The organism is Streptomyces sp. NBC_00353 (assembly GCF_036108815.1).
Taxonomy (GTDB): domain Bacteria; phylum Actinomycetota; class Actinomycetes; order Streptomycetales; family Streptomycetaceae; genus Streptomyces.
Window position 1 is genome coordinate 6,783,274 of the sequence record NZ_CP107985.1, and the last position, 24,733, is coordinate 6,808,006.

Here is a 24,733-nt window from a genome sequence, read left to right on the forward strand (position 1 = left end):
GCTGCCTTTCGGAGGGCGCCGGTCGGGGAGCTGCCCGGCGGGGGCCGCACCCCGACGACCGTACCCGGAGCTCAGCGCTCGCTGTCGAGGTGGGCCATCTGGTTCTCCGGGTAGCGCGCACCGGCGGCCGCGCCTGCCGGGACGGCCTCCTCGATCGCGGCGAGGTCGGCGGCGTCCAGCGTGACATCCAGGGCGCCGAGAGCCTCGGTGAGCCGGTCGCGGCGGCGGGCGCCGACGAGCGGCACGATGTCCGTACCCCGGCCGAGCACCCAGGCGATGGCGATCTGGGCGACCGAGACACCCTTCTGCTCGGCGATCTTGCGCAGGGCATCGACCAGATCGAGGTTGTGCTGGAGGTTTCCGCCCTGGAAGCGGGGGCTCATCGCGCGGAAGTCCCCGGGGGCCAGCTCGCGGTCACGGCTGAAGTGCCCGCTGATCAGGCCGCGCGACAGCACCCCGTATGCCGTGACGCCGATGCCCAGCTCGCGGCAGACCGGCAGGATCGCGTCCTCGACGGACCGGGAGATCAGCGAGTACTCGATCTGCAGATCGGAGATCGGGGCCACCGACGCCGCCCGGCGGATCGTGTCCGCGCCGACCTCGGACAGGCCGATGTGGCGGACATGGCCGGCCTCGACCAGCTCGGCAATGGCACCGATGGTCTCCTCGACCGGCACGTCGGGATCGACACGGGCGATCCGGTAGATGTCGATGTGGTCGGTGCCGAGCCGCTGGAGCGAATACGCGGCGAAGTTCTTCACGGCGGCAGGGCGGCCGTCGTACCCCGTGAAGGCGCCTTCGACCGTGCGCAGCGCGCCGAACTTCACGCTGGTCAGCGCCTGCTCGCGAGCGGCGCCGGGGGCGGTGCGCAGCGCCTCGTTGATCAGCAGTTCGTTGTGACCCATGCCGTAGAAGTCTCCGGTGTCCAGCAGGGTGATGCCCGCGTCGAGCGCGGCATGGATGGTGGCGATCGACTCGGCGCGGTCGCTCTCGCCGTACAGCGCGGACATGCCCATGCAGCCGAGTCCCAGTGCGGAGACCTGCGGGCCGGTGGAGCCGAGCGTGCGGGTGGTGGTCATGAAGGACTCCCGTGGGGAAAAAGGGGGCGGGCCGTACACAACTGTGGCATGAGGGATGACAGATTTCAATATCTGTCAGTCCATCGTCGTGGCGCTCCACCCGGACGGCCCGAAAAGCTGGTGCTGGGCCCGGTGCGGCCGGGGTACCGTTCCCGTATGTCTTCGTTCTTCCAGATCTACGAGTGAGAGCGCGGCGGGCCCGGAATCTCTCCGCCCGCCGCCCATCGGATCGATCCCAGGTCGCTCACGACCTCACGACTCACCACGAACGGGAGAACCCCGTGGCCAAGAGCCGCAACAACCTTCTCGGCGTCGGCGGACAGCGCAAGAAGCTGTCCCGCGCCGAACAGCAGGGCGCGGGCACCGCGCGCGACGCCGACCGCAAGACGGCGGCCGACCAGAAGCAGGAGCTGCTGCGCAAGATGCGTGAGCGCGCGCAGTCCGCCGGGTCCGCACAGTCGGACGACTCCTCGGAGCAGGACCGGCAGGCGCAGAGCTGACGCCTTCTCATCATCCGTACGACGGTGGGCCCGGATCACATCGAGTGATCCGGGCCCACCTTCGTACCTGAACCGTGCCGCGTCCGTCCCCCGCACTCACGCCACCACGCGCGGCAGCCGCAGGCTCAGCAGCGTCGTCAGCGCCACCGCCGCCAGCTGCACCAGCAGCGCCACGATCAGCGCGTCCCGCATGCCCGATCCGGGGACCAGGGCGAGGAACAGCGTCCCGAGCGTCGCCACACCCAGTGCCAGCGCGGCCTGCTGCGTCGTCGTCATCACTCCGCCGCCCACCCCGGCCCGCTCGGCCGGTACGTCGGAGAGCACGATGCGGAACAGGACCGGCAGTTGCAGCCCCTGGCCGAGACCGGCGATCGCCACGCCCGGCAGCAGGGCCGGGAGCCCCAGGTCGGGCCAGCCGAGCCACACAGTGAGCGCGAGCACCGTGACACCCGCGCCCTGGATCAGCCCGCCCGCCGTCACGACCCGGCTGCCGAACCGCCGTACCAGCCGCGGACCGGCCAGCGAGGCCGCGAAGAAGGCCACCGCCATCGGTGCCAATGCCAGTCCGGCAGCGGCCGGACCCAGCTTCAGGCCCTGCTGCAGCGCCACCGCGATGACGAACATGAAGCCGCCGAAGCCGAGCGAGAACGGCAGCACCAGCGCCAGACCGCGCCGCAGCGAATCGAGCCGCAGCAGGCTCGGCGGGATCAGCGGGATCTGTCCGCGCCGGTCGGCCCGCTGTTCGACGCGGTAGAAGGCGGCCGCGGCGATCGGGAACAGCGCGAGGGAGATCCAGGTCCACACCGGCCAGCCCGCGGCCCGTCCCTCCGTCAGTGGCGCCAGCAGCGTCACCAGTGAAACGGCGAGCAGCAGCGTCCCCGGTACGTCGATGGGCGCGGGCCGGTCCGAGCGTGTCTCCGGCACCGCACGGGCGGCCAGGACCAGCCCCACCGCTGCCACCGGCACGTTCACCAGGAAGACCGACCGCCAGCCCGCGCTCTCGCCGAACACCGACGACAGCGGAGCGGCGGCGACCAGTACGCCGCCGAGGATCTGGCCGGCGACCATCGAGAGCCCGGCCGTCGCCCCGTAGAGGCTCATCGCACGCGCCCGCCGGTGTCCGGAGGTGGCGGCCTGGATGGTGGCGAGCACCTGCGGCAGCATCAGCGCCGCCGAGGCGCCCTGCGCCACCCGTGCCCCGACGAGCGTCCAGGCATCCGGGGCGAGCCCGCAGGCCAGTGAGGTGAGTGCGAAGGCCGCCATGCCGGTGAGGAAGAGCCGGCGCCGCCCTGCCATGTCGCCGAGCCGGCCGCCGAGGACGAGCAGGACGGCGTACGCGAGTCCGTAGCCCGCGACGACCAGTTCGAGCAGTGCGGGGCCCGCGGCCAGATCCTTGTCGATCGTCGGCAGGGCGACGTTGACGATGAAGAAGTCGATGAGCGGCAGGGCCGCACCGATCAGCACGGTGAACAGTCCGAGCGTGCCGAGTACCGGGGTGGGATGGTCGTGCCGCACCACACGGGTGGTGAGGGCGGATGTCTGCGTCCGTGCGGTGGATTCACTCACGGCATCGACGATCGCCCGAATCGCAGCCTGGTACCAGAGTGTCTTTATCCTGGTACAAACGGCACCTGGCACAGGGCCGGGGCGTTCGGCACGCTGGGAGCATGACGACGATGGTGACCGAAGCGCAGCAGCTGCCCCACGGTCCCGGGTCGGCCGGTTCGGCCGAGCCGCCGGAGACAGAGGTCCGGCGGCATGAACTCGCGGGCTTCCTGCGCAGCCGGCGCGAGCGCATCACCCCCGAGCAGGTGGGTCTGCCGCGCGGCCGCCGCAGGCGCACCCCCGGGCTGCGCCGCGAGGAGGTCGCCCAGCTCTCGGCCGTCGGCGTCACCTGGTACACATGGCTCGAACAGGCACGTGACATCCAGGTCTCGCCCCAGGTCCTGGACGCCCTCGCCCGCGCCCTGCTGCTCGACCGGAGCGAGCGCACCCATCTCTTCTCCCTGGCGGGCGCCGTCGACCCCGCCCCGGGTACGGAGTGCCCGAGCGTCACCCCGGCGCTGCGCGAGATGCTGTGGCAGCTGGACCCGATCCCGGCCTGTGTGCAGAACAGCCGGTACGACATCCTCGCCTACAACAAGACCTACGGGCGGCTGCTCTGCGACCTGGACGCCGTCGCCCCCGAGAACCGCAACTGCATGCTGTTGTCGTACACCGACGAGAACTGGCGCGCGTCCGTCGTCGACCTCCCTGAGATGAACCGGGTGATGGCCGCCAAGTTCCGCGCCTCGATGGCCGAGCATCTCGCCGAGCCCGCCTGGAAGGCCCTGGTCCAGCGACTGGAGACGGCCTCACCGGAGTTCCGGGAGATCTGGGCGCGCCACGAGGTCGTCGGCCCCGGCGGCCGGACCAAGCTCTTCCGCAACGCCCAGGTCGGACTGGTGCGCCTGGACCACACCGACCTCTGGCTCGGCCCGTCGACCGGTCCGCGCATGGTGACGTACGTCCCCGCCGACGAGGAGTCCCGGGAGCGGCTCGAGCGCCTTCACGCTTTGGCGCTCACCGAAGTCTGACCTCCGTACCCGGCCCCGGACCCGGTCTCGGCCCCGGCCGGGGCCTCCAGCCGTCCGGCCGTGCGCTGCGCCGTCTCGCGGGCCCACCGCCCACTGGTCAGCGCCCCCACCAGCAGGACGGCCAGACCGCATCCGGTGATGATCCACCAGGCGGGCTTGCTCGCGTCCACGAAGGCGGTGGCATACCCGGCGCCGCGCGGGGAACCGCTACCCGCCACCCCCGCCGCCAGCACCGCGCCGATCACGGCGACGCCCAGCGTGCCGCCGATCTGCCGGCTGGTCGAGGCGACCGCCGCCGCCACGCCCGCCTGAGAGCGCGGCATCCCGGAGACGGCGGTGTTGGTGATCGGCGCATTCACCATGCCGAAGCCGAGACCGAACAGCACATAGCCCGTGAACAGCAGCACGTTCTGCGTCTCCGCGTCGAACGCCGCGAACATCAGCCCGCACGCCGTCATGGCCGCACCCGCCACGAGCAGCGAGAGCCGGGGCCCCCGGCTGCCGACGAGCCGCCCCGACAGCGGGGCGCAGACAAAGGTGAGAGCGGCCATCGGAAGCATGTACAGACCGGCGTGCAGGGCGCTCAGACCGCGCACGTTCTGCAGGTACAGCGTGTTCAGGAAGAGGAAGCCGCTCAGGGCGGCGAAGGCGCAGACCGCGATGGCGGTGGCGCCGCTGAACGGGGCGCTGCGGAAGAACCGCAGGTCGATGAGGGGCTCGGCGCGCCTGGGCTCGTACAGCAGGAGTCCGATCAGGGCGCACGCGGCGAGCGCCGCGAAGCCCAGGATCTGCGGCGAGGCCCAGCCGGCCGAGGGCGCCTCGATGATCGCGTAGGTCAGTGAACCGAGCAGTGCGATCACCAGCAGCTGTCCCACGGGGTCGGGGCGGCGCGGCTTCGGGGCGCGGGACTCGGGGACGTACCGCCAGGTGAGCAGCAGCGCGGCGAGACCGACCGGCAGATTGATCCAGAAGATCGACCGCCAGCCGACCGAGTCCACCAGCAGGCCGCCGACCACCGGTCCGGCCGCCATGGAGATGCCGACGACACCGCCCCACACACCGATGGCGCGGGCGCGCTCGCGCGGGTCGGTGAAGGTGTTGGTGATGATCGACATCGCGACGGGGTTGAGCATCGAGCCGCCGACCGCCTGCACCATCCGGAACGCGACCAGCGACTCCAGGTTCGGAGCGACGGAGCAGAGCACCGAGCCGAGGGTGAAGAGCACGAGCCCGATCTTGAAGACCTTCGCCCGTCCGATCCGGTCGGCGGTGGAGCCCGCCAGCATCAGCAGCGAGGCGAGGACGAGCGTGTAGGCGTCGATCGTCCACTGCATGCCGGCGACGGTCGCATGGAGCTCCCGCTGCATGGAGGGCAGAGCGACATTGAGGACGGTGTTGTCGAGACTGACGATCAGCAGACTCATGCAGCAGATCGCCAGAACCAACTGCCGTCGGCGGTGGGTGAGCTCAGGCATACATAGATAGTACGGTTAACTAACGACTGTCGCCGCCGGAAGGCCCCGACCGGCGCCCCTGGTATGTCTGTCCGGCGCCATCGCCGGTACGGACTGCGGCACCCGTCCCCCGTTCCGCGGTGCCTGCCGAAGCTGCTTCTGTCGTACGCGACAATGGAGCAATGACCACGCTCGCCCCCTCGCTCCCGCTGCTCCGGATCGGCCCGCACACCGTGCAGCCGCCGGTGGTGCTCGCACCCATGGCCGGTATCACCAACGCGCCGTTCCGCACCCTGTGCCGGGAGTTCTCCGGCGGCAAGGGACTGTTCGTCAGCGAGATGATCACGACGCGGGCGCTGGTCGAGCGCAACGAGAAGACCATGCAGCTCATCCACTTCGACGCGAGCGAGACCCCGCGCTCGATCCAGCTGTACGGAGTGGACCCGGTCACGGTCGGCAAGGCCGTCCGCATGATCGTCGACGAGAACCTCGCCGACCACATCGACCTGAACTTCGGCTGCCCGGTCCCCAAGGTGACCCGCAAGGGCGGTGGCTCGGCGCTCCCGTTCAAGCGGCCCCTGCTGCGCGCGATCCTGAACCAGGCGGTCTCCAATGCGGGTGACCTGCCGGTCACCATCAAGATGCGCAAGGGCATCAACGACGACCACCTCACCTACCTCGACGCGGGCCGGATAGCGGTGGAGGAGGGCGTCACGGCCGTCGCGCTGCACGGCAGGACCGCCGCTCAGCACTACGGCGGTACCGCCGACTGGGACGCGATCGCCCGCCTCAAGGAGCACGTCCCGGAGATCCCCGTCCTCGGCAACGGCGACATCTGGTGCGCGGACGACGCCCGCCGGATGATGCGCGAGACCGGCTGCGACGGCGTGGTCGTGGGCCGTGGCTGCCTGGGGCGCCCGTGGCTCTTCGGCGACCTGGTGAGCGCCTTCGAGGGTACGCAGACGCGGCAGGCGCCGACGCTGCGGGAGGTCGCCACCGTCATGGTGCGGCACGCGACGCTGCTGGGGGAGTGGATCGGCGACGAGACCCGTGGCGTGATCGACTTCCGTAAGCACGTGGCCTGGTACCTCAAGGGCTTCTCGGTCGGCTCCGAGATGCGCAAGAAGCTCGCGGTCACCTCGTCGCTGGACGAGCTGGGTGCGCAGTTGCACGAGCTCGACCTGGACCAGGCGTGGCCGGACGGGGCCGACGGGCCGCGCGGGCGCACCTCGGGCAACAACCGTGTGGTGCTGCCGGACGGCTGGCTGAAGGACCCCTACGACTGCTCGGGCGTGAGCGCGGAGGCGGAGCTCGACACGTCGGGCGGCTGAGGCGACGGCTCCGGTTCGGACAGGGCCCTGCGGAGGGTGTCACTCCACCCCCGCGGGGCCCTTTCGTATCTCCGGCATCAGGCACCGGGTGCCCTTGCCTCGCGTCTGCTCATCTGAGCGCAGATCGGGTGCGGGTTGGAGGCGAACCGGGCGGCGTGAGGTGCCGCGCCGGGCGATCGAGGCGCCCTGCTCCCATTTCCCTCGCCCTGTGCGGTCGTCCTGTGACCATACGTAGCTCTCGGGGTGTCCGGATGATGACATCTGAGCGCCTGGTGCAGCGTGATTCTCGCCACCCCTGAGGTCATCATTGCTCAGATGAGCGGGATTTTGGGGACTGCATTTCTCAAATGATGGCACTCGGTGCCATCCGACTTTACTTTGATCGATCGATGCATCCACTACCCAGCGTGCCGAATATCTGCCATCTCCAACGCTCTGGGTGATTATGAGTTCAAGAGTCGAACGGCCGTGTCCGGGAGGCGGAACCGTACGCAACTTTCGATCTGCTGGCGGACGAGTGGTTAAGGCCGCATGACGCGCAAGTGGACGTACCCAGGCACCTTCGATCTGGGTATGTTCCTGGCCGTCAGGGCAGCCACCCGCGTCCTCGAGGAGTCGAGACCCGTGTCGGAAAACAAAGATCCCCACGTATCCACCCCGGAGCTCCAGGGTCAGAAGTTCGTTTATGACTTCACCGAGGGCAACAAGGATCTGAAGGACCTGCTCGGCGGGAAGGGCGCCAACCTCGCCGAGATGACCAACCTCGGGCTGCCCGTCCCTCCGGGCTTCACCATCACCACCGAGGCGTGCAAGGTCTACCTCGACAGCGGCGAGGAGCCGAGGGCGCTGCGCGACGAGGTCAGTGCGCACCTCGACGCCCTCGAGAAGCAGATGGGCAAGAAGCTCGGCCAGGCCGACGACCCGCTGCTGGTCTCCGTCCGCTCCGGCGCGAAGTTCTCGATGCCCGGCATGATGGACACGGTTCTCAACATCGGCCTCTCCGACGCGTCCGTCGTCGGCCTCGCCGCCCAGGCCGGCGACGAGCGGTTCGCGTGGGACTCGTACCGCCGCCTCATCCAGATGTTCGGCAAGACCGTCCTCGGCGTCGAGGGCGACCTCTTCGAGGAGGCGCTGGAGGCCGCGAAGCAGGCCAAGGGCGTCACCGTCGACGTGGATCTCGATGCGGCCGACCTGAAGAAGCTGGTCAAGCAGTTCAAGAAGATCGTCACGCGGGACGCCGGACGCGACTTCCCGCAGGACCCGCGCGAGCAGATGGACCTGGCCATAAAGGCCGTCTTCGACTCGTGGAACACCGACCGGGCCAAGCTCTACCGCCGCCAGGAGCGCATCCCCGGCGACCTCGGCACGGCCGTCAACGTCTGTTCCATGGTCTTCGGCAACCTCGGCCCGGACTCCGGTACGGGGGTCGCGTTCACCCGCGACCCGGCCAGCGGCCACGCCGGCGTGTACGGCGACTACCTGCAGAACGCGCAGGGCGAGGACGTCGTCGCCGGTATCCGCAACACCGTCCCGCTCGCCGAGCTCGAGTCGATCGACAAGAAGTCGTACGACCAGCTGATGCAGATCATGAAGACGCTCGAGACGCACTACAAGGACCTGTGCGACATCGAGTTCACCATCGAGCGCGGCCAGCTGTGGATGCTCCAGACCCGGGTCGGCAAGCGCACGGCCGGTGCCGCCTTCCGGATCGCCACACAGCTGGTCGACCAGGGGCTCATCGACGAGGCCGAGGCGCTGCAGCGGGTGACCGGGGCGCAGCTGGCGCAGCTGATGTTCCCGCGCTTCGACGAGGACGCCAAGACGCAGCTGCTCGGCCGTGGCATCGCCGCGTCTCCGGGCGCCGCGGTCGGCAAGGCGGTCTTCGACTCGTACACCGCCGTCAAGTGGTCCCGCTCCGGCGAGAAGGTCATCCTGATCCGCCGGGAGACCAACCCCGACGACCTCGACGGCATGATCGCCGCCGAGGGCATCCTGACCTCCCGCGGCGGCAAGACCTCGCACGCCGCCGTCGTCGCCCGCGGTATGGGCAAGACGTGTGTCTGCGGCGCCGAGGAGATCGAGGTCGACACCAAGCGTCGTCGGCTGACCGTCGGCGGGACCGTCGTCGAGGAGGGCGACATCGTCTCCGTGGACGGCTCCACCGGCAAGGTGTACCTCGGTGAGGTCCCCGTCGTCCCGTCCCCGGTCGTCGAGTACTTCGAGGGCCGGATGCACGCGGGCGCCGACGACGCCGACGAACTGGTCGCCGCCGTGCACCGGATCATGGCGTACGCCGACCGCGTCCGCAGGCTGCGGGTGCGGGCCAACGCCGACAACGCCGAGGACGCTCTGCGGGCCCGCCGCTTCGGCGCCCAGGGCATCGGCCTGTGCCGCACCGAGCACATGTTCCTCGGCGAGCGCCGCGAGATGGTCGAGAAGCTGATCCTCGCGGACACGGACGAGGAGCGCGAGACCGCGCTTGCCGAGCTGCTTCCGCTGCAGAAGGCCGACTTCATCGAGCTGTTCGAGTCGATGGACGGACTGCCCGTCACCGTACGGCTGCTCGACCCGCCGTTGCACGAGTTCCTCCCGGACATCACCGAGCTGTCGGTACGCGTCGCGCTCGCCGAGTCCCGCAAGGACGCCAACGAGAACGACCTGCGTCTCCTGCAGGCCGTGCACAAGCTGCACGAGCAGAACCCGATGCTCGGTCTGCGCGGCGTACGACTCGGTCTGGTCATCCCCGGCCTGTTCGCGATGCAGGTCCGGGCGATCGCGGAGGCGGCCGCACACCGCAAGAACGCCAAGGGCGACCCGCGCGCCGAGATCATGATTCCGCTCGTCGGCACGGTCCAGGAGCTGGAGATCGTCCGCGAGGAGGCCGACCAGGTCATCGCCGAGGTCGAGGCGGCCACCGGCACCGCGCTGAAGCTGACCATCGGCACGATGATCGAGCTGCCGCGCGCCGCGCTGACCGCCGGTCAGATCGCCGAGGCCGCACAGTTCTTCTCCTTCGGTACGAACGACCTGACCCAGACCGTGTGGGGCTTCTCCCGGGACGACGTGGAGGCCTCGTTCTTCACCGCGTACCTGGAGAAGGGCATCTTCGGGGTGTCGCCGTTCGAGACGATCGACAAGGACGGTGTGGGCTCCCTGGTCCGCAGCGCGGTCGCGGCCGGCCGGGCCACCCGCCCGGACCTCAAGCTCGGCGTCTGCGGCGAGCACGGCGGCGACCCGGAGTCGGTGCACTTCTTCCACGAGGTGGGCCTCGACTACGTCTCCTGCTCGCCGTTCCGGATCCCGGTCGCGCGTCTGGAGGCGGGCAGGGCTGCCGCGGAGTCGAAGGGCAGCGACAGCCGCTGACCTGAATCCACCCCGGACTCCAGGGCTGTCGTCGGCTCACCCGGACCCTCACCGACTCGACGACAGCCCCGGACAACCCGGAAGCGGCGGCACCCTGTGCGGGGGTGCCGCCGCTTCGTCATGTCCGGCAGCCGCCAGGGCGGGTGCCGGGTTCCGTAGGCCGGACGGTGTGTGGAAACGGTCGGTCGTGAGTGGCCGTGGGTGAATGGGGCATCCGGCCTCGCACAAAGGAAAAAGGCGCAAGCGCTTTCGGTGTTCGCCGTTCGCCCATCGGCCCATTGCATCGTTCAATACGCAAAGATATAGACGGTGAACGGACCGGGGTGCGGCCCATGGATCCCCACCCATGGGCCGCACCCGGCTTACCCCCGTCGGACACGGAGCCGCACCGTCCGCCGACCGCCGCCGAACGAGCAAAACCCCCCACGGCCTTCACTCGCTCTTACGGTCGGCTCAGGTTCGTGCCCGACGTCGTACAGCTTTTCCGGTGACGGTGGGGTTCGGCGAGACGTTTCACCTCTGGCCGAAACCCCGTGGTGACGTCCTGTGACGGTGCGCATACCCTTGAGCGGGGGTAATTGCGGATGCAACAGGTGGGGGTTCGGTGCTGCGTATCCATGTGTCCGGGATGGACCTTTCCAAGGTGCGGATGGCCACACGGCCGGACGCATTGTGGGAAACCATTCTGAGTTTTCACCGGCTGAGGGACCGGCGCGCTTCCACGGTGTTCGGGAAATGGCGCACGGAAACCCGGCCCCGGCTGAATGGTGAGACACGCCTGCTCGCAGCCCTCGTGCCACCCCGCGGCTATTTCCCGGACTTTCTGACGCCCTCCCGGGAAGGCAGTGAGCCGCACGGCTTCGATGCCGGAATGGAGGCGCTGCGCGACACCCCGGCCGAGCGGCTCCACGCCGAACTGGGCCTGCTGCGCGCCGACTGCCGTGAGCCCGGACGGCCGTTGTCGCTGGGCGGCCGGCACGGCGGCGGGCACGGCTCCGGGCGCGGGGTGCGGTCCGGCGGCGTACGGCCCGCGGGCGGGCGGCCGGGGGACGGACGGCCGGTGCCGCCCGTCCGGCTGGACGCGCTCTCCGAAGGGCGGACCGAACCTCTCGGGCGGCTCATCACCGCCCTGCGCGGCTACCACCGCGCCGCCGTCGAGCCGTACTGGCCGCACATCCAGGCCAGCATCGAGGCCGACCGGGCCGTCCGCGGCCGCGCCCTCCTCGACGGCGGCGCCGACGAACTCCTCGCCTCCCTCCCGTCCATGATCCGCTGGCGGGCCCCGGTGCTGGAGGCGGACTATCCCGTCGACCGTGAACTGCACCTGGACGGCCGGGGGTTACTGCTCCAGCCGTCGTTCTTCTGCCGCTCCACCCCGGTCGTCTACCGCAACTCGAAGCTCACACCCGTCCTCGTGTACCCGGTCACCCACTCCGCCGCCCCGGTCTTCGCCGAGCCCGGCCCGGGCCCCTGGCTCGGCAGGCTCCTGGGCAACACCCGGTCGACGGTCCTCCAGGCCATCGGCACGGGCTGCACGACCAGCGAGCTCGCCCGCCGGGCCGGGGTGTCCCTCGCCTCGGCCAGTCAGCATGCGTGCGTGTTGCGCGAGGCGGGGCTGGTACGCACCCTGCGGCACGGCAGCTCGGTCCTGCACACGCTCACCCCGCTGGGCGGCTCGCTCCTCAGGGGAGGCGCACCGCTCGCGCTCCCATGACAGGTGGGAGCGGACGGCTCGGGGGGTGGGGACACTCCGCTCAATGGGTGGGGCGGGCTGCTCCGGATGATTTCCTCGCCCGTCGCGATGAGTTCCGCGCCGACCTGCCGTCTACCCTTCGACCGCGCTCACCCGGAGCGCCGCCGAGGAGAAGAGACGGACATGACCCAGATGATCTTCGTGAACCTTCCGGTCAAGGACCTGGAGACGACCAAGGGCTTCTTCGGCAAGCTCGGCTTCTCGTTCAACCCGCAGTTCTCCGACGAGACCACCGCGTGCCTGGTCATCAGCGACACCATCTTCGCCATGCTCATCACCGAGCCGCGCTTCAAGGAGTTCACCAAGAAAGAGATCGCCGATGCCTCGAAGACCACCGAGGCGATCATCGCGCTCAGTGCCGAGAGCCGCGAGGAGGTCGACGAGCTGGCCGACACGGCGCTCGCCTCCGGGGGATCGCCCGCCAACGAGCCCATGGACCACGGGTTCATGTACGGCCGTTCCTTCCAGGACCCCGACCACCACATCTGGGAGGTCGTGTGGATGGACCCGGCCGCAGTTCAGAGCCAGGGCTGAGCCGTCCAGGGCCGAGCCGCAACGTTCGCCCCGGGCCCGGTCAGGACTTGAGGCCCGGCCAGGTCACCCCCGTGAGCTGCTCGGACGCCACCCACAGCCGTTCGCCCGCCACGTCGTTCAGCGTCCAGCGCGCCCGCCAGGACGGGGCGGGCGCACCCCGCCAGCCCAGCAGCTTCGGGCCGGTGAACGAGTCGGGGCGCACGCCGGGCGCGGTGGCCGCATACAGCGTCGGCAGCGCACCGGACGACGCGGGCTGGGCAACGAGCCGGTTGCCCAGTTCGAAGACCCGTTCCGCCGCCTTGCGGTTCTCCATCCGTACGCCCGCGGTCTGCAGATTGGTCGCCGCGTAGCCGGGGTGTGCGGCGGCGGCCACGATGTCGGATCCGGACGCCGCGAGCCGGCGCGCCAGCTCGTGGACGAAGAGCAGGTTCGCTGTCTTCGAGCGGCCGTACGCGATCCAACGGCGGTAGTTGCGCTCGCTGTTGAGATCGCCGATGTCGATGTTGGACGCGGCGTGCATCGCGCTGGACACGCTCACCACCCGGGCGCCGGGGGTGTCGAGCAGTTTGGGCAGGAGCAGGCCGCCCAGAGCGAAATGCCCGAGGTGGTTGACGCCGAACTGGGTCTCGAAGCCGTCGGCCGTCCTCCCGTACGGCAGGGCCATCACACCCGCGTTGTTGATCAGCAGATCCAGCCGGTCGGACGGGTACGCCGCGGCGAACGCCCTCACCGAGGACAGATCGGCCAGATCCAGGGGTGCGAACTCCACCCGCGCGTCCGGCACGGCAGCCCGGATGCGTGACTCGGCCTCCTTGCCGCGGCTCTCGTCCCGGCACGCCAGCAGCACCCGCGCGCCGCGGCGCGCCAGCTCCAGTGCCGTGACGAGTCCGATGCCGCTGTTGGCTCCGGTGACCACGGCCGTACGGCCGCTCTGGTCGGGGATGTCGCTCGCGTTCCAGCCCTGGGTCATGGATCAAGCGTACGGCCGGGACCTGTTGGCCGGAATCGGCTGCGGGGCGTTCCTGTCCCGGGCTTCGCGGAGCCCGTCAGGCGGCGCGCACCGCGAAGACCGGGACGCGCACCTCGTCGTCGTCCAGGCAGGCGCCCGTCGCCAGGTCGAAGCGCTGCTTCAGCAGCGGCGAGGCGACGAACGGACGCCCCTCGACGGACCCGAGCAGGCCGCGCGAGAGAACGTACGCCCCGGTGAACGGATCGCGGTTGTCGATCGCGTACGCGCGCCCTGCCCGGTCGACGAAGAGCGCGACCTGCCGGCCGTCCGGGAGGAGTGCCGCGATGCCCCGCCCGGGAGTCAGCCGCGACAGCTCGCAGACCGTGAACCAGTCAGTTCCGTCGGCGAGTTGGAGGACCGGAGTCTGCTGTGCCGTAGCCATCGTCTGTGCGGTCATCGGGAAGAGGTCCCTTCGAGAGTGCGGACAGCGAGCACCGGGCCGGCGAGGATCTCCAGGTCGGGCTTGACCTGGTCGCGTTCCGGGACGAACTTCACCGACGGGTCGGGTGCGTCGGGTGCGTTGACGAAGGTGACGAATCGCCGCAGCCGCTCCGGGTCGTTGATGGTCTCGGCCCACTCGTCGCGGTAGCCGGCGACATGGTCGGCCATCAGCCGCTCCAGCTCCTCGCAGAGCCCCAGCGAGTCATGGACGACGACGTCCCGTACGTGGTCGAGGCCGCCCTCGATGCGGTCCAGCCAGGTCGAGGTGCGCTCGAGACGGTCCGCGGTGCGGATGTAGAACATCAGGAACCGGTCGATGAGGCGCACCAGTTCGGCGTCGGAGAGGTCCTGGGCGAGCAGGTCCGCGTGGCGCGGTTCGGCGCCGCCGTTGCCGCCCACGTACAGGTTCCAGCCGCCTGCGGTGGCAATGATCCCGAAGTCCTTGCCACGGGCCTCCGCGCACTCCCGGGCGCAGCCGGACACCGCCGACTTCAGCTTGTGCGGCGAGCGCAGCCCGCGGTAGCGCAGCTCCAGGTCGATCGCCATCCGTACCGAGTCCTGCACGCCGTACCGGCACCAGGTCCGGCCCACGCAGGACTTGACCGTGCGCAGCGACTTTCCGTACGCGTGCCCGGACTCGAATCCGGCGTCCACCAGACGCGTCCAGATCAGCGGCAGCTGGTCGACACGGGCGCCGAACATGTCGATCCGCTGGCCCCCGGTGATCTTCGTGTAGAGGCCGAAGTCGCGGGCGACCTCGCCGATCACGATCAGCTTCTCCGGGGTGATCTCGCCTCCCGGGATGCGCGGCACGATCGAGTACGAGCCGTTGCGCTGGAGGTTGGCCAGGAAGTGGTCGTTGGTGTCCTGGAGGGCCGCCTGCTCGCCGTCCAGCACATAGCCGCTCGCGCCGAGCGCCGGAGCCAGCGACGCGATGATCGAGCCGACCGTCGGCTTGCAGATCTCGCAGCCGTCCCCGCCGCGCGCGGCCTCACGGCCGTGGGAGTCGAGCAGTTCCGCGTACGAGGCGATACCGAGGGTGCGGACGATCTCGTACAACTCGCTGCGGGTGTGCGAGAAGCAGCCGCACAGACCCTTGTCCTGGCTCTGCGGCAGCAGCTGCCCGATCACCTTCACGCAACTGCCGCAGCCGGTACCGGCCTTGGTGCACTTCTTCACCTCGGGCAGCGTGGTGTGCTCGCAGATCGCGCCCTTGGTGACGTTGTGGCAGGAGCAGATCACCGCGTCGTCCGGCAGCGCGGACGGGCCGAGCGTGACCGGGCCGCCCGCACCGGCCGGCAGCACCAGCTGCTCCGGGGCGACCGGCAGGACCGTACCGGTCATCGGCCGCAGCGTGCCGTACTGCTCGGCGTCCCCGACCAGCACCCCGCCGAGCAGGGTGCCGTCCCGGCCGATCACCAGCTTCTTGTAGACGCCGGTGCGGGAGTCCGCGTACACCACGTCGAGGCAGCCCTCGGCCGTGCCGTGCGCGTCGCCGAACGACGCCACGTCCACCCCGAGCAGCTTCAGCTTCGTCGACAGATCGGCGCCGGTGAACGCCGCCGCCCTGCCCGCGATCACCTCGGCGGCCGCCTGCGCCATCTCGTAGCCGGGCGCGACGAGTCCGTACACCCGGCCGTCCGCGGCCAGTGCGCACTCGCCGATCGCGAAGATCGCCGGGTCGGAGGTACGGCACTCCTCGTCGACGACGATGCCGCCGCGTGGTCCGACCGCCAGACCGCAGTCGCGGGCCAGCTGGTCCCGGGGGCGTACCCCCGCCGAGAAGACCACCAGGTCGGTGGCGAGCGACGAACCGTCGGAGAGTTCCATCCCGGTCACCGCGCCGTCCTCGCCCGCGGTGACCTCCTGCGTACCGACGCCCGTGTGCACGGTGAGGCCCATGGACTCGATGGTGCGCAGCAGCGCCGCGCCACCGCCTTCGTCGACCTGCACCGGCATCAGCCGGGGCGCGAACTCCACGACGTGTGTGTCGAGCCCGAGCCCCTTCAGCGCGCCCGCCGCCTCCAGCCCGAGCAGCCCGCCGCCGACCACCGCACCGGTGGTCGCCGTCCTGGCGTACTCCTCGATGGCGAGGAGGTCCTCGATCGTGCGGTAGACGAAGCAGCCCGCGGCGTCCTTGCCGGGGACCGGCGGCACGAAGGGGTACGAGCCGGTGGCCAGCACCAGCGTGTCGTACGCGAAGGTCTCTCCGGAGCGTGCGGTGACCGTACGGGCCTCGCGGTCCACGCTCTCGGCAGGGTTGCCGAGATGCAGCTCGAAGCCGTGCCGGTCCATGAAGCCCGGCTCGGCGAGCGACAGGTCGTCCGGGGTCCGCCCGGCGAAGTAGGAGGTGAGCTGGACCCGGTCGTAGGCGGCGCGGGGTTCCTCGCAGAGGACGACGACCCGGGCGGTGCCCGCGGTCGCGGTCAGTCCGCGGTCGGCGAGCGCCTCCAGGAACCGCTGGCCGACCATGCCGTGTCCGACGACCACGATCGTGGGCACCGGGGCGGTGTGGTCGGTCGGGGGAGTGGACACCGGCATCTCAGAAGCCTCCGTCGTTGGTGAGCAGATGGAGCAGGGACGTTTCGGCGGGGAGCGGTTCGTCGTCCTCCCAGGTCCGGGCGAGCGTGCCGACCGCGGCGAGATCGCCGAGCAGCACCCCGCCCGCCAGCCGGTCGCCGCGCACGACGACCGAGCGGTACGCGCCACGCGTGGCGTCGGCGAGCCGGACGACGTCGTCGCCGGGCAGCGGCCGGGACTCCCCGAACGCGGCCAGATCGAAGGGGCCCGCGGGGCCGGCAGCCGGACCGTGCAGAGTGAGGCGGGTCAGGGCGCGGGTCCCCTCGTAGCGGGCGGGCCGCCCGGCCAGCACCTGGGCGAGCACATCGGCCTGCTCCAGCGCCGGGCCCGCCAGGCCGTACACGGTGCCGCGGTGCTCGGCGCAATCGCCGATCGCATGGATGTACGGATCGGAGGTACGCAGCCCGTCGTCGACGACGATGCCCCGGCGTACGTCCAGGCCGGCCGCCTGCGCGAGCCCGGTCCTGGGACGTACACCGCAGGCCAGCACCGTGATCTCGGCCGCCAGCTCGTAACCGTCGGCGAGCTCCACCGCCCGCACCGCGCCGTCGGCGCAGCGCAGTCCGCGAACCCGGCACTCGGTGTGCACCTCCACGCCGAGACTCTCCAGGTGGCGCCGGAGCAGCCCGGCAGATTCGGCGTCCAGCTGCCGCTCCATGAGGTGTTCGCCCTGCTGGGCAAGCACCACCTGCGCACCGCATGCGGCCAGCGCCCGGGCGGCGGACACACCGAGCAGTCCGCCGCCGATGACGACGGCGCGCGCACTCCGGGTGCCGGCACGCACCGCTTCCCGCAGCGCAAAACAGTCGTCGAGGGTACGGAACGCATGCACCCCGTCCGGCATCTCGGTGCCGAGCCCGCGCAGCGGCGGCAGCACCGGGTTCGACCCGGTGGCCAGTACCAGCCGCCCGTACCGCACGACGCTTCCGTCGTCGCAGTGGACCAGCCGGTCCGCCCGGTCGATCCGCACCACCCGCACCCCGCGCCGCACCTCGGCCGGGGGCAGGGCGATGACCTCGGCCGCGTACCGTCCGGCCAGAACCTCGGCCAGCAGCACCCGGTTGTACGGGGCGTGCGTCTCCTCGCCGATGACGGTGACGCCGGGCATCCGGGCGGCGAGCCGTGCGCCCGCCATCCCGGCGCCGATCACCACCACACGTGCCGTGTCCGCCGTCTCTGTCGTCATGGTGAGCAGCCTGAGCGGCGGGTGTTACCCGACCGGATCCTCGCTGTTTCCCGGGAGGAACCTTGCGCTCAGCGTCCCCGCAAGCCGTCTGTGAGGGTGCTGCGGTCCGGGAACCTCAGAGTTGGCTCAACTTTCCGGTGATCCGGACGGGAAAGTTGGACGGGACACGTATCTCGTCCTTACAGTCGCGACCATGCCCGACATCACGCTGACCACCCTTGTCGTCCTCTGCCTCGCCGCTGCCGCCGCGGGCTGGATCGACGCGGTGGTCGGCGGCGGCGGACTGCTCCTGCTGCCCGCGCTGCTGCTGGGCCTGCCGCACGTCCCGGCCGCGCATGTCCTCGGCACCAACAAGGCGGTCGCGATCGTCGGTACGTCGGGCGCCGCCGTGACCTACGCGCGCAAGGCGCCGGTGAAGGTCGGGACGGCCGTCCGGATCGGGCTCATGGCGCTGGCCGGATCGATGACCGGAGCCTTCTTCGCCGCCGGGATCAGCAGTGACGTGCTGCGTCCGGTGATCATGGTGGTACTGCTGGCGGTCGCGGCATTCGTGATGCTGCGGCCCCAGTTCGGCAAGGAGGCCGCCGAGGCCACGGACCGCAAGGTCACCCGGGCCCGTACCGTCACCGCGATCGTGCTGGTCGGCGGCGGCATCGGCTTCTACGACGGGCTGTTCGGACCCGGCACCGGCACGTTCCTGGTGCTCGCGCTGACGGCCGTGCTCCACCTCGATCTCGTGACGGCGTCCGCCACCGCCAAGATCGTCAACGTCTGCACCAACGGCGGCGCCCTCGCGATGTTCGCCTACCAGGGCAATGTGATGTGGCAGCTGGCCGCGCTGATGGCGGTGTTCAACCTGGCGGGCGGGCTGCTGGGCGCGCGGACGGCGCTCCGGAAAGGCAGTGAGTTCGTCCGGGGTGTACTGCTGGTCGTGGTGTTCTCACTGGTCGCGAGACTCGCCTTCGACCAGTGGTCGTAAGGGCGCGGGCGGGGGTCACCGCACGCCGGTGAGGTGCGCGTACGCCACCACATTGCCCTGGTAGCCGGTGGTCTTCGAGAAGCCGCCGCCGCAGGTGATCAGCCGCAGCGAGGCGTTCGGCGATGCGCCGTACACCCTCTGGTCGGGGAAGTCCTTGTTCGCGTACACCTCGATGGCGTCGAGCGAGAAGACGGCGGTGTGCCCGTCCCGGCGGTCCACCTCGATGGTGCTGCCCTTCGCCAGGGACCCCAGGTTGTAGAAGACGGACCGCCCCTGCACGTTGTCGACATGACCGACGACGAGCGCGGTGCCCTTGGCGCCGGGCGGGGTGCCGTCCTTGTACCAGCTGACGACGTTACGGTTCTCGGCCGGCGGCACGGCGAGACTGCCGTCGGACCTGAGTCCGAGCCGGATCATCGGGGCGTCCACCCTGATGCTGGGGATGCGGAGACGGATGGGTGTCGAAGGGCGTAGCGGTTCGGCGATCGGTGAGCCGGGCTGCACTTCGGGACCGGCCGCGAAGGCCTGGGCAGCGGTCGGCTGCGGCGGCATCAGCTGGGTTTCGGAGCCGTTCCGGATCAGCCAGATGCCGACCAGCACTGCGACGGCGACCAGCCAGCCCTTGGCCTTCTGGGGCACGGTTGTCCTCCGGAGTGGGAAAGGTGGGAAATTGGTCCCGTCCCGGTGGCGCGGGGCCACCGGGACGGAATCCTGGCGGTGACGGGGGCGTGGATACGCCTCCGTCAGCTGCCGGCCTGCGTGCCGCTCGCCCGACGACGCAGGAGCCAGGCTCCGCCGACGGCGGATGCGGCGAGAACGCCGACGCCCGCCGCGATCTGGGTGGTGTCCGGGCGGACGGAGCCGCCTACACCAGTTTTGACGTGCCCGGAAGGACCGGTGGGCGAGTCGTAGCCGCCGCCGTCCCCGTTCCCGGTGTCGCGTCCGCCGATTCCGTTTCCGTTTCCGGTGTCGCGTCCGCCGTTCCCGTTCCCGTTCCCGGTGTCGCGTCCGCCGTTCCCGTTCCCGTTCCCGGTGTCGCGTCCGCCGTTCCCGGTGTCGCGTCCGGTTCCGTGTCCGCCGTTCCCGGTGTCGTGTCCGCTGTTCCCGTTCCCGTTCCCGTTCCCGGTTTCGCGTTCGCCGTTTCCGGTTTCGCGTTCGTCGTCCCCGTCCCCGTTCCCGTTCCCGTTCCCGTTCCCGGTTTCGCGTTCATCGTCCCCGTTCCCGTTTCCGGTGTCGCGTTCGCCGTTTCCGGTGTCGCGCCCCGTGTCGCTTCCCGTGTCGCGCTCGGGTGGGGTATCGGATTGCCCGATGGAGGTGCCGAGCCCGAAGGGGTTCGCGTTCCCGATGAGGCTCTCGCCCCTGGCGGCCAGGTCGTCCAGGGAAGGCAACTTGGACCCGGTGCCCGGGTCGTCACTGGAGGCGTTGTCCTGCCCGGTGTCCCTACCGTCGTCCTGTCCGGTGACCCGTCCCGCACCGGTCTTCTCCGGCACCCTGAACGTGTCGGCGAGCGCCTCCGTTTCGCTGGCCGGTGTCCGTGCGGATACCCCTGCCTCCAGGGAGTCCGCACGCCCGGTGGCCTTCGTTTCGCTCCCGGAGGCCGTGGTTCCGACCGTGTCCCCCGAAGCCGCGGCGGCCGGAGGTATCTCCAGTGGACCGAGCTCACCTGCGTACGCTGACGGCGCGGCAGTGAAGAGGCCGATCGCAGCAACGGTGAGAGCTGCGGCGGCGGTGCCGGTCACGGAGCGGGCAGGACGGGGCATGGGGGGTTCCTCCGAGCGAAGGCGCTGGCTGGTGTCTCCTGACTCCGAGCTAACGGGCGGCCCGCCACCCACGCCTGCTGACGTCGAGTCAGCTTTCACTCGATCGGCCCGGCCCTGCCTCCTTGTCGGGCGGTATATCTGCAGGTCACAACCCTGTTCGAGGAGGGCTCGGCCCGCCTCGCGACACGCCGTGCCGATTGGGTGACGACCTTCGGGGCGGGGGTGGTGTACGTCACATGCATGGCCTCGCCTACCCCGGGCACACGCACATCACCCCCCACGGGACGGCTTCCTCCGGCCGCCCGGCCGCCGTCCCCGTCGGACCCACTCCCCCCTGGGCCCGACGGGGACGGCCTCCCTGTGTGCGGGGAGGGCGAAGCCGATCGGCCCGGCGACGGCGATGCAGCCGGCCGGGCGGTCGAGCACCCCGGAGCCGCCGCGTGGGCGGCCTCAGACGGCGTCCCAGGGGGCGCCCTCGTACGCCAGCCCCACCTGCTTCATCAGTTCCTCGTCGACGGTGAACTCCGTGTCGTCGATCCGCCGGATCGGCGCGATGCCCTGTGAGTTGGTGAGGAACGCCGACCGGAAGGCGCCGATCCCGTCCAGCGTCACCGGCCGCCGTACGGATGCCGGCCCGGCCCCCGGAAGCTCCTGTTCCAGCAGGGCCATGGTGACGCCGCGGAGCGACGGGGCGGCGGGCCAGACGACCGAAGTGCCGTCCCAGAAGGCGATGTTGGTGATCGCGCCCTCGGCCACCGCCCCGTCCGGCGCGGTCAGCAGGGCCTCGTCGAAGCCGGAGCGTGCGGCCAGCCGCCCGTAATACGTCTGGCCGAACTCGCCGGGCCGCTTGATGTGCGGCACGGTGCGGACGTACGGAACGGACATCAGGCTGTGCGGTTCGGGGGACTTCTGCGCCGGTCCGCGCACCGTGACCATGACCGTCGCCTCCGTGTCGCCGGGCGGCAGGAAGGCGTACACCCGGGTCGAGGCGTCCCGTACTCCCGCACCGTCGAGTGCGTGCCGGATCAGCTCGCGGATCCGTTCGCCGTCCAGGCCATGGCCGAACAGTTCCTGATTTGCGGCGTCCAGGCGGGCCAGGTGGAAGGCGAGGCCCCGCACCTTTCCGTCCCTGACCTGCATGGCCGTGAAGTGGCCGTAGTTGGAGAAGGCGGGGATCAGGAGATCCGCCTCCGTGGCTGCGTGTCCGTTGAACTCGGCGTACAGGGGTTCGGCGGTCGTCATGTGTTCCACCGTAAGCCGAAGGGGTGGACGATGCGGCTTGACCTCAACCTTGGTTGACGTACGAGGCTCGCTGCATGGACCTCATGACACCTGCCCCTGTCGCATCCGCCACCACCGCGCCCCTGAAGGTCGCGGTCATCCTCGCCAGTAACCGCGAGGGCCGCTTCGCCCCCGTGATCGCCGACTGGTTCTTCTCCCGTACCGCGGACCACCCGGACATCGAGACCGACCTCATCGACGTCGCCGACCTCGATCTCCCGTTCGCCCTCTCCCACCGCCCCGGCCCCGACGTACAGGCGCAACTGGCCGAGGTATCACCCCGGTTGGCCGCCGCCGACGCCTTCGTCGTCGTCACGCCCGAGTACAACCACTCGTTCCCTGCCCCGCTGAAGAACCTCATCGACTGGCATCACGCCGAATGGCAGGCCAAGCCCGTCGCCTTCGTCTCGTACGGGGGAGTGTCCGGCGGTCTGCGCGCTGTCGAGCACCTCCGTCAGGTCTTCGCCGAACTGCACGCCGTCTCCATCCGCGACACGGTGTCGTTCCACAACGCGGGCGCCCTGTTCGATGACGACCGCAGGCACAGGGATCCGGCGGCCGTGGACGCGGCGGCGAAGACGCTGCTCGATCAGCTCGTCTGGTGGGGGCAAGCGCTGCGCGAGGCCAAGGCGGTGCGTCCGTACGGTAATTGACGGGTGACCGAGCAGGTGCAGGTCCCGAAGCGGGCAGCCGCTCCGGGACCTGCTCCAGGTCAGCCGACCGACACCGCCGACCAGGCCGCGGCCACCGCGTTCTGCTCCGCGCTGCCGGCGCCGTACAGGTCCTTCGCCGCGTCGAGCGTCGCGGTGCGGGCGCCCGCGTACTTGGTGGAGGACGTCATGTAGACGGTCAGCGCTCGGTACCAGATCCTGCCGAGCTTGTCCTTGCCGATGCCGCTCAGTGTCGCCCCGTTGCACGTGGTGCCGTTGTGCTGGACGCCGCCGATGACCTTCGGGCCGCTGCCCTCGGCCAGCAGATACGCGAAGTGGTTGGCGACACCGGACGAGTAGTGCACATCCAGATTGCCGACCGAGGAGCTCCAGCAGTCCGCCGAGTTGCCGTCCTTGGAGGGCTGGTCCATGAACCGCAACGCGGCCTTCCCGAAGCCGGACTTCACGATCTTCTCGCCGATGAGGTAGTCGCCCGGGTCCTGCGGGTTGTTCGCGTGGAACTCCACCAGCGTGCCGAAGATGTCGGAGGTGGCCTCGTTGAGACCGCCCGACTCACCGGAGTAGGTGAGGGCCGCCGTCTTGGACGTCACGCCGTGCGACATCTCGTGCCCGGCCACATCCAGCGCGACCAGCGGTCCGAAGGTCGAGCCGTCGCCGTCCCCGTACGTCATGCAGAAGCAGCTGTCGTCCCAGAAGGCGTTGTTGTAGCCATTGCCGTAGTGCACCCGGTTGTACGAGCCCTTGCCGTCCCCGGCGATGCCGTTCCGGCCGTGCACGTTCTTGTAGTAGTCCCAGGTGGTGTCCGTGCCGTACTGGGCGTCGACCGCCGCCGATGCGCGGTCGGAGGTGGTGCCGTTGCCCCAGTGGTTGTCGGCGTCGGTGAACAGCACCGCGGGCGCCCGGCTCCAGCAGATGGTGAGGATGCAGCCGTCGGTCTTGTTCTGCGCGTCACCGGAGTAGGTGTTGCCGCGCGTCGCATCCTTGAGCTGGTACGTCGATCCCGACTGGGTCGTCTGCAGCGGGACCGTACCGCTGTACAGCGACCGGCCGTCGCCGGACGCCGTCTCCAGGCTGTCCCAGGCATCGATCTGCCGGCCCGTGCGCGCGTCGGTGAGCACGACGCGGGCGACCGGGTTGCCCAGTGAGTCCTTGCCTGCCGCCTCGGTGCGCCAGGCCAGCCTGGGTGCGCCGTGCAGGGCGTCCACGACGAGCTGCGGCTGTGCGGCGACCTTGCTGAGCTTCACGCCGCGGTGGGCCGAGCGCAGTGCGGCCGCGCCCAGGTCGGCGGCGCCCGACGCGGAGAGCGACGGGGTCACGGTCGGCACGGCGAGATCACCGCGGACGGCCCGGTCGGCACTCCTGTACGCGCCGTCGGGTGCGAGGTGGACGATGAAGTCGCCGCCGAGGACCGGAAGATGGCGGTAGGTGCGGTCGTAGCGCACATGCTGGCTGCCGTCCTTGTCGACGACCACATCGCGCACCGCGGTGTCCTGGGCGCCGGTGAGGCCCAGTGCGGTGGCGTGCCCGGTGAGCGCGGCCTCGGCGTGACGGACGGCGGTGGCGGGGCTCGGGGCCGGGTGGCCGGCCGCGGCGGCGCCCGTGGTCGCGGTGAGGGTGGAGGTCAGCAGGGCGGCGCCGACGGCGGCTGTGCCGAGCAGGGTGAGGCGCGATGCATGCCGAATCGATCTCATCGGACTCCTCGGGGTGCGGGGGGAAAGGGCGATCTGAGCGGTGCTTCTGAGCTCGCCTCAGATTTAAGGGTTCATGACATGTCATGTCCATACCGCAACGGTGATGAAGGAGGACACAGCACCGAACCGCCCCGACAATCGACGAGAAGGACACGCCACAGGCACAAGATCCGAAGAGCAGGGCCGAAGAGCTGAGGAGACCGACGGTGACAACGCCGGCATGGCTGACCGTTCTGACCACCACGGACAGCGAGGAGAAGGCCCACGCCCTCGCCCAGGGCGCGGTGGAGGCGCGACTTGCGGCATGCGCGCAGATCTCCGCGCCCGTCACCTCCGTCTACCGGTGGCGGAACGCCATCGAGACCACGGAGGAGTGGCAGGTGCTGTTCAAGACGGTGGCCGGACGCTACGACGAACTGGAGGAACACCTCCGGGCGGCGCACGACTACGAGACCCCGGAGATCATCGCGACGCCGGTGGTACGGGGAAGCGACCGCTACCTCGCCTGGGTGACTGCGGAGACGGCTCCGGTCACGGCCCTCTGA

General features: G+C 70.3%; 20 protein-coding genes. 9 read left to right on the top strand and 11 right to left on the bottom strand.

Annotation, left to right across the window (positions count from 1 at the left end):
* Window positions 1-71 precede the first annotated feature (71 nt).
* On the bottom strand, window positions 72-1,079 hold the full coding sequence (locus OHA88_RS30525) for an aldo/keto reductase (RefSeq protein ID WP_328627866.1): 1,008 nt from the start codon (window positions 1,077-1,079) through the stop codon (window positions 72-74).
* Window positions 1,080-1,360: 281 nt separating this feature from the next.
* Here OHA88_RS30525 and OHA88_RS30530 point away from each other — a divergent pair, with 281 nt between their 5' ends.
* Window positions 1,361-1,579 (top strand): DUF6243 family protein, encoded by a 219-nt coding sequence (locus OHA88_RS30530; RefSeq protein ID WP_267005278.1) that lies wholly within the window; start codon window positions 1,361-1,363, stop codon window positions 1,577-1,579.
* Between the two features lie 96 nt (window positions 1,580-1,675).
* Here the strand turns inward: OHA88_RS30530 and OHA88_RS30535 are convergent, their stop codons facing one another.
* Window positions 1,676-3,145 carry an MFS transporter gene (locus OHA88_RS30535; protein WP_383933475.1) on the bottom strand — a complete coding sequence of 490 codons (1,470 nt, stop codon included), beginning with the start codon at window positions 3,143-3,145 and terminating at the stop codon, window positions 1,676-1,678.
* Between the two features lie 101 nt (window positions 3,146-3,246).
* On the opposite strand from OHA88_RS30535, the gene OHA88_RS30540 reads away from it, so the two are divergent.
* Window positions 3,247-4,155: an MmyB family transcriptional regulator gene (locus tag OHA88_RS30540; protein ID WP_443044308.1), complete on the top strand. Its 909-nt coding sequence runs from the start codon at window positions 3,247-3,249 to the stop codon at window positions 4,153-4,155.
* Here OHA88_RS30540 and OHA88_RS30545 read toward each other — a convergent pair.
* Window positions 4,128-5,630: an MFS transporter gene (locus tag OHA88_RS30545; protein ID WP_328627867.1), complete on the bottom strand. Its 1,503-nt coding sequence runs from the start codon at window positions 5,628-5,630 to the stop codon at window positions 4,128-4,130. The genes OHA88_RS30540 and OHA88_RS30545 overlap by 28 nt on opposite strands.
* A gap of 161 nt (window positions 5,631-5,791) precedes the next feature.
* Between OHA88_RS30545 and dusB the strand changes: the two genes are divergently transcribed.
* The 4 genes from dusB to OHA88_RS30565 all read left to right on the top strand — a co-directional run bounded on the left by dusB (window position 5,792) and on the right by OHA88_RS30565 (window position 12,590).
* Window positions 5,792-6,940: a tRNA dihydrouridine synthase DusB gene (dusB, locus tag OHA88_RS30550; RefSeq protein WP_267005281.1), complete on the top strand. Its 1,149-nt coding sequence runs from the start codon at window positions 5,792-5,794 to the stop codon at window positions 6,938-6,940.
* A 624-nt stretch (window positions 6,941-7,564) separates the two neighbouring features.
* Complete coding sequence (gene ppdK, locus OHA88_RS30555; protein WP_443044309.1) at window positions 7,565-10,303, top strand: pyruvate, phosphate dikinase; 2,739 nt, start codon at window positions 7,565-7,567, stop codon at window positions 10,301-10,303.
* 604 nt (window positions 10,304-10,907) lie between these two features.
* Window positions 10,908-12,017: an ArsR/SmtB family transcription factor gene (locus OHA88_RS30560; RefSeq protein ID WP_328627868.1), complete on the top strand. Its 1,110-nt coding sequence runs from the start codon at window positions 10,908-10,910 to the stop codon at window positions 12,015-12,017.
* A 162-nt stretch (window positions 12,018-12,179) separates the two neighbouring features.
* The gene (locus OHA88_RS30565) at window positions 12,180-12,590 is read left to right on the top strand and encodes a VOC family protein (protein ID WP_326603643.1); all 411 of its coding nucleotides are present in this window, start codon (window positions 12,180-12,182) and stop codon (window positions 12,588-12,590) included.
* A 40-nt stretch (window positions 12,591-12,630) separates the two neighbouring features.
* On the opposite strand, the gene OHA88_RS30570 is transcribed toward OHA88_RS30565, so the two are convergent.
* The 4 genes from OHA88_RS30570 to OHA88_RS30585 form a co-directional block, all read right to left on the bottom strand.
* Window positions 12,631-13,560: an oxidoreductase gene (locus OHA88_RS30570; RefSeq protein ID WP_328627869.1), complete on the bottom strand. Its 930-nt coding sequence runs from the start codon at window positions 13,558-13,560 to the stop codon at window positions 12,631-12,633.
* 76 nt (window positions 13,561-13,636) lie between these two features.
* Window positions 13,637-13,996: a nitrite reductase small subunit NirD gene (gene nirD / locus OHA88_RS30575; protein WP_328627870.1), complete on the bottom strand. Its 360-nt coding sequence runs from the start codon at window positions 13,994-13,996 to the stop codon at window positions 13,637-13,639.
* Window positions 13,993-16,581 (bottom strand): nitrite reductase large subunit NirB, encoded by a 2,589-nt coding sequence (gene nirB / locus OHA88_RS30580; protein ID WP_328627871.1) that lies wholly within the window; start codon window positions 16,579-16,581, stop codon window positions 13,993-13,995. Before nirB ends, nirD begins: the two co-directional genes overlap by 4 nt.
* Window position 16,582: 1 nt before the next feature.
* Window positions 16,583-17,806 carry an NAD(P)/FAD-dependent oxidoreductase gene (locus OHA88_RS30585; protein ID WP_328627872.1) on the bottom strand — a complete coding sequence of 408 codons (1,224 nt, stop codon included), beginning with the start codon at window positions 17,804-17,806 and terminating at the stop codon, window positions 16,583-16,585.
* Window positions 17,807-17,999: 193 nt separating this feature from the next.
* Between OHA88_RS30585 and OHA88_RS30590 the strand changes: the two genes are divergently transcribed.
* Window positions 18,000-18,785, top strand: a complete 786-nt coding sequence (locus OHA88_RS30590; RefSeq protein ID WP_328627873.1) for a sulfite exporter TauE/SafE family protein — start codon at window positions 18,000-18,002, stop codon at window positions 18,783-18,785.
* A gap of 15 nt (window positions 18,786-18,800) precedes the next feature.
* On the opposite strand, the gene OHA88_RS30595 is transcribed toward OHA88_RS30590, so the two are convergent.
* From OHA88_RS30595 to OHA88_RS30605, 3 genes are all read right to left on the bottom strand, one after another.
* Entirely contained in the window at window positions 18,801-19,424 is a 624-nt protein-coding gene (locus OHA88_RS30595; RefSeq protein ID WP_328627874.1) for a class F sortase, read from the bottom strand.
* A 104-nt stretch (window positions 19,425-19,528) separates the two neighbouring features.
* Window positions 19,529-20,545 (bottom strand): hypothetical protein, encoded by a 1,017-nt coding sequence (locus OHA88_RS30600; RefSeq protein WP_328629968.1) that lies wholly within the window; start codon window positions 20,543-20,545, stop codon window positions 19,529-19,531.
* A 450-nt stretch (window positions 20,546-20,995) separates the two neighbouring features.
* Entirely contained in the window at window positions 20,996-21,787 is a 792-nt protein-coding gene (locus OHA88_RS30605; protein ID WP_328627875.1) for an aminotransferase class IV family protein, read from the bottom strand.
* A 74-nt stretch (window positions 21,788-21,861) separates the two neighbouring features.
* On the opposite strand from OHA88_RS30605, the gene OHA88_RS30610 reads away from it, so the two are divergent.
* Window positions 21,862-22,479, top strand: a complete 618-nt coding sequence (locus OHA88_RS30610; protein ID WP_328627876.1) for an NADPH-dependent FMN reductase — start codon at window positions 21,862-21,864, stop codon at window positions 22,477-22,479.
* A gap of 59 nt (window positions 22,480-22,538) precedes the next feature.
* Here the strand turns inward: OHA88_RS30610 and OHA88_RS30615 are convergent, their stop codons facing one another.
* Window positions 22,539-24,188 (bottom strand): M4 family metallopeptidase, encoded by a 1,650-nt coding sequence (locus OHA88_RS30615; protein ID WP_328627877.1) that lies wholly within the window; start codon window positions 24,186-24,188, stop codon window positions 22,539-22,541.
* Between the two features lie 206 nt (window positions 24,189-24,394).
* On the opposite strand from OHA88_RS30615, the gene cutA reads away from it, so the two are divergent.
* Window positions 24,395-24,733 carry a divalent-cation tolerance protein CutA gene (cutA, locus tag OHA88_RS30620; protein WP_030970255.1) on the top strand — a complete coding sequence of 113 codons (339 nt, stop codon included), beginning with the start codon at window positions 24,395-24,397 and terminating at the stop codon, window positions 24,731-24,733.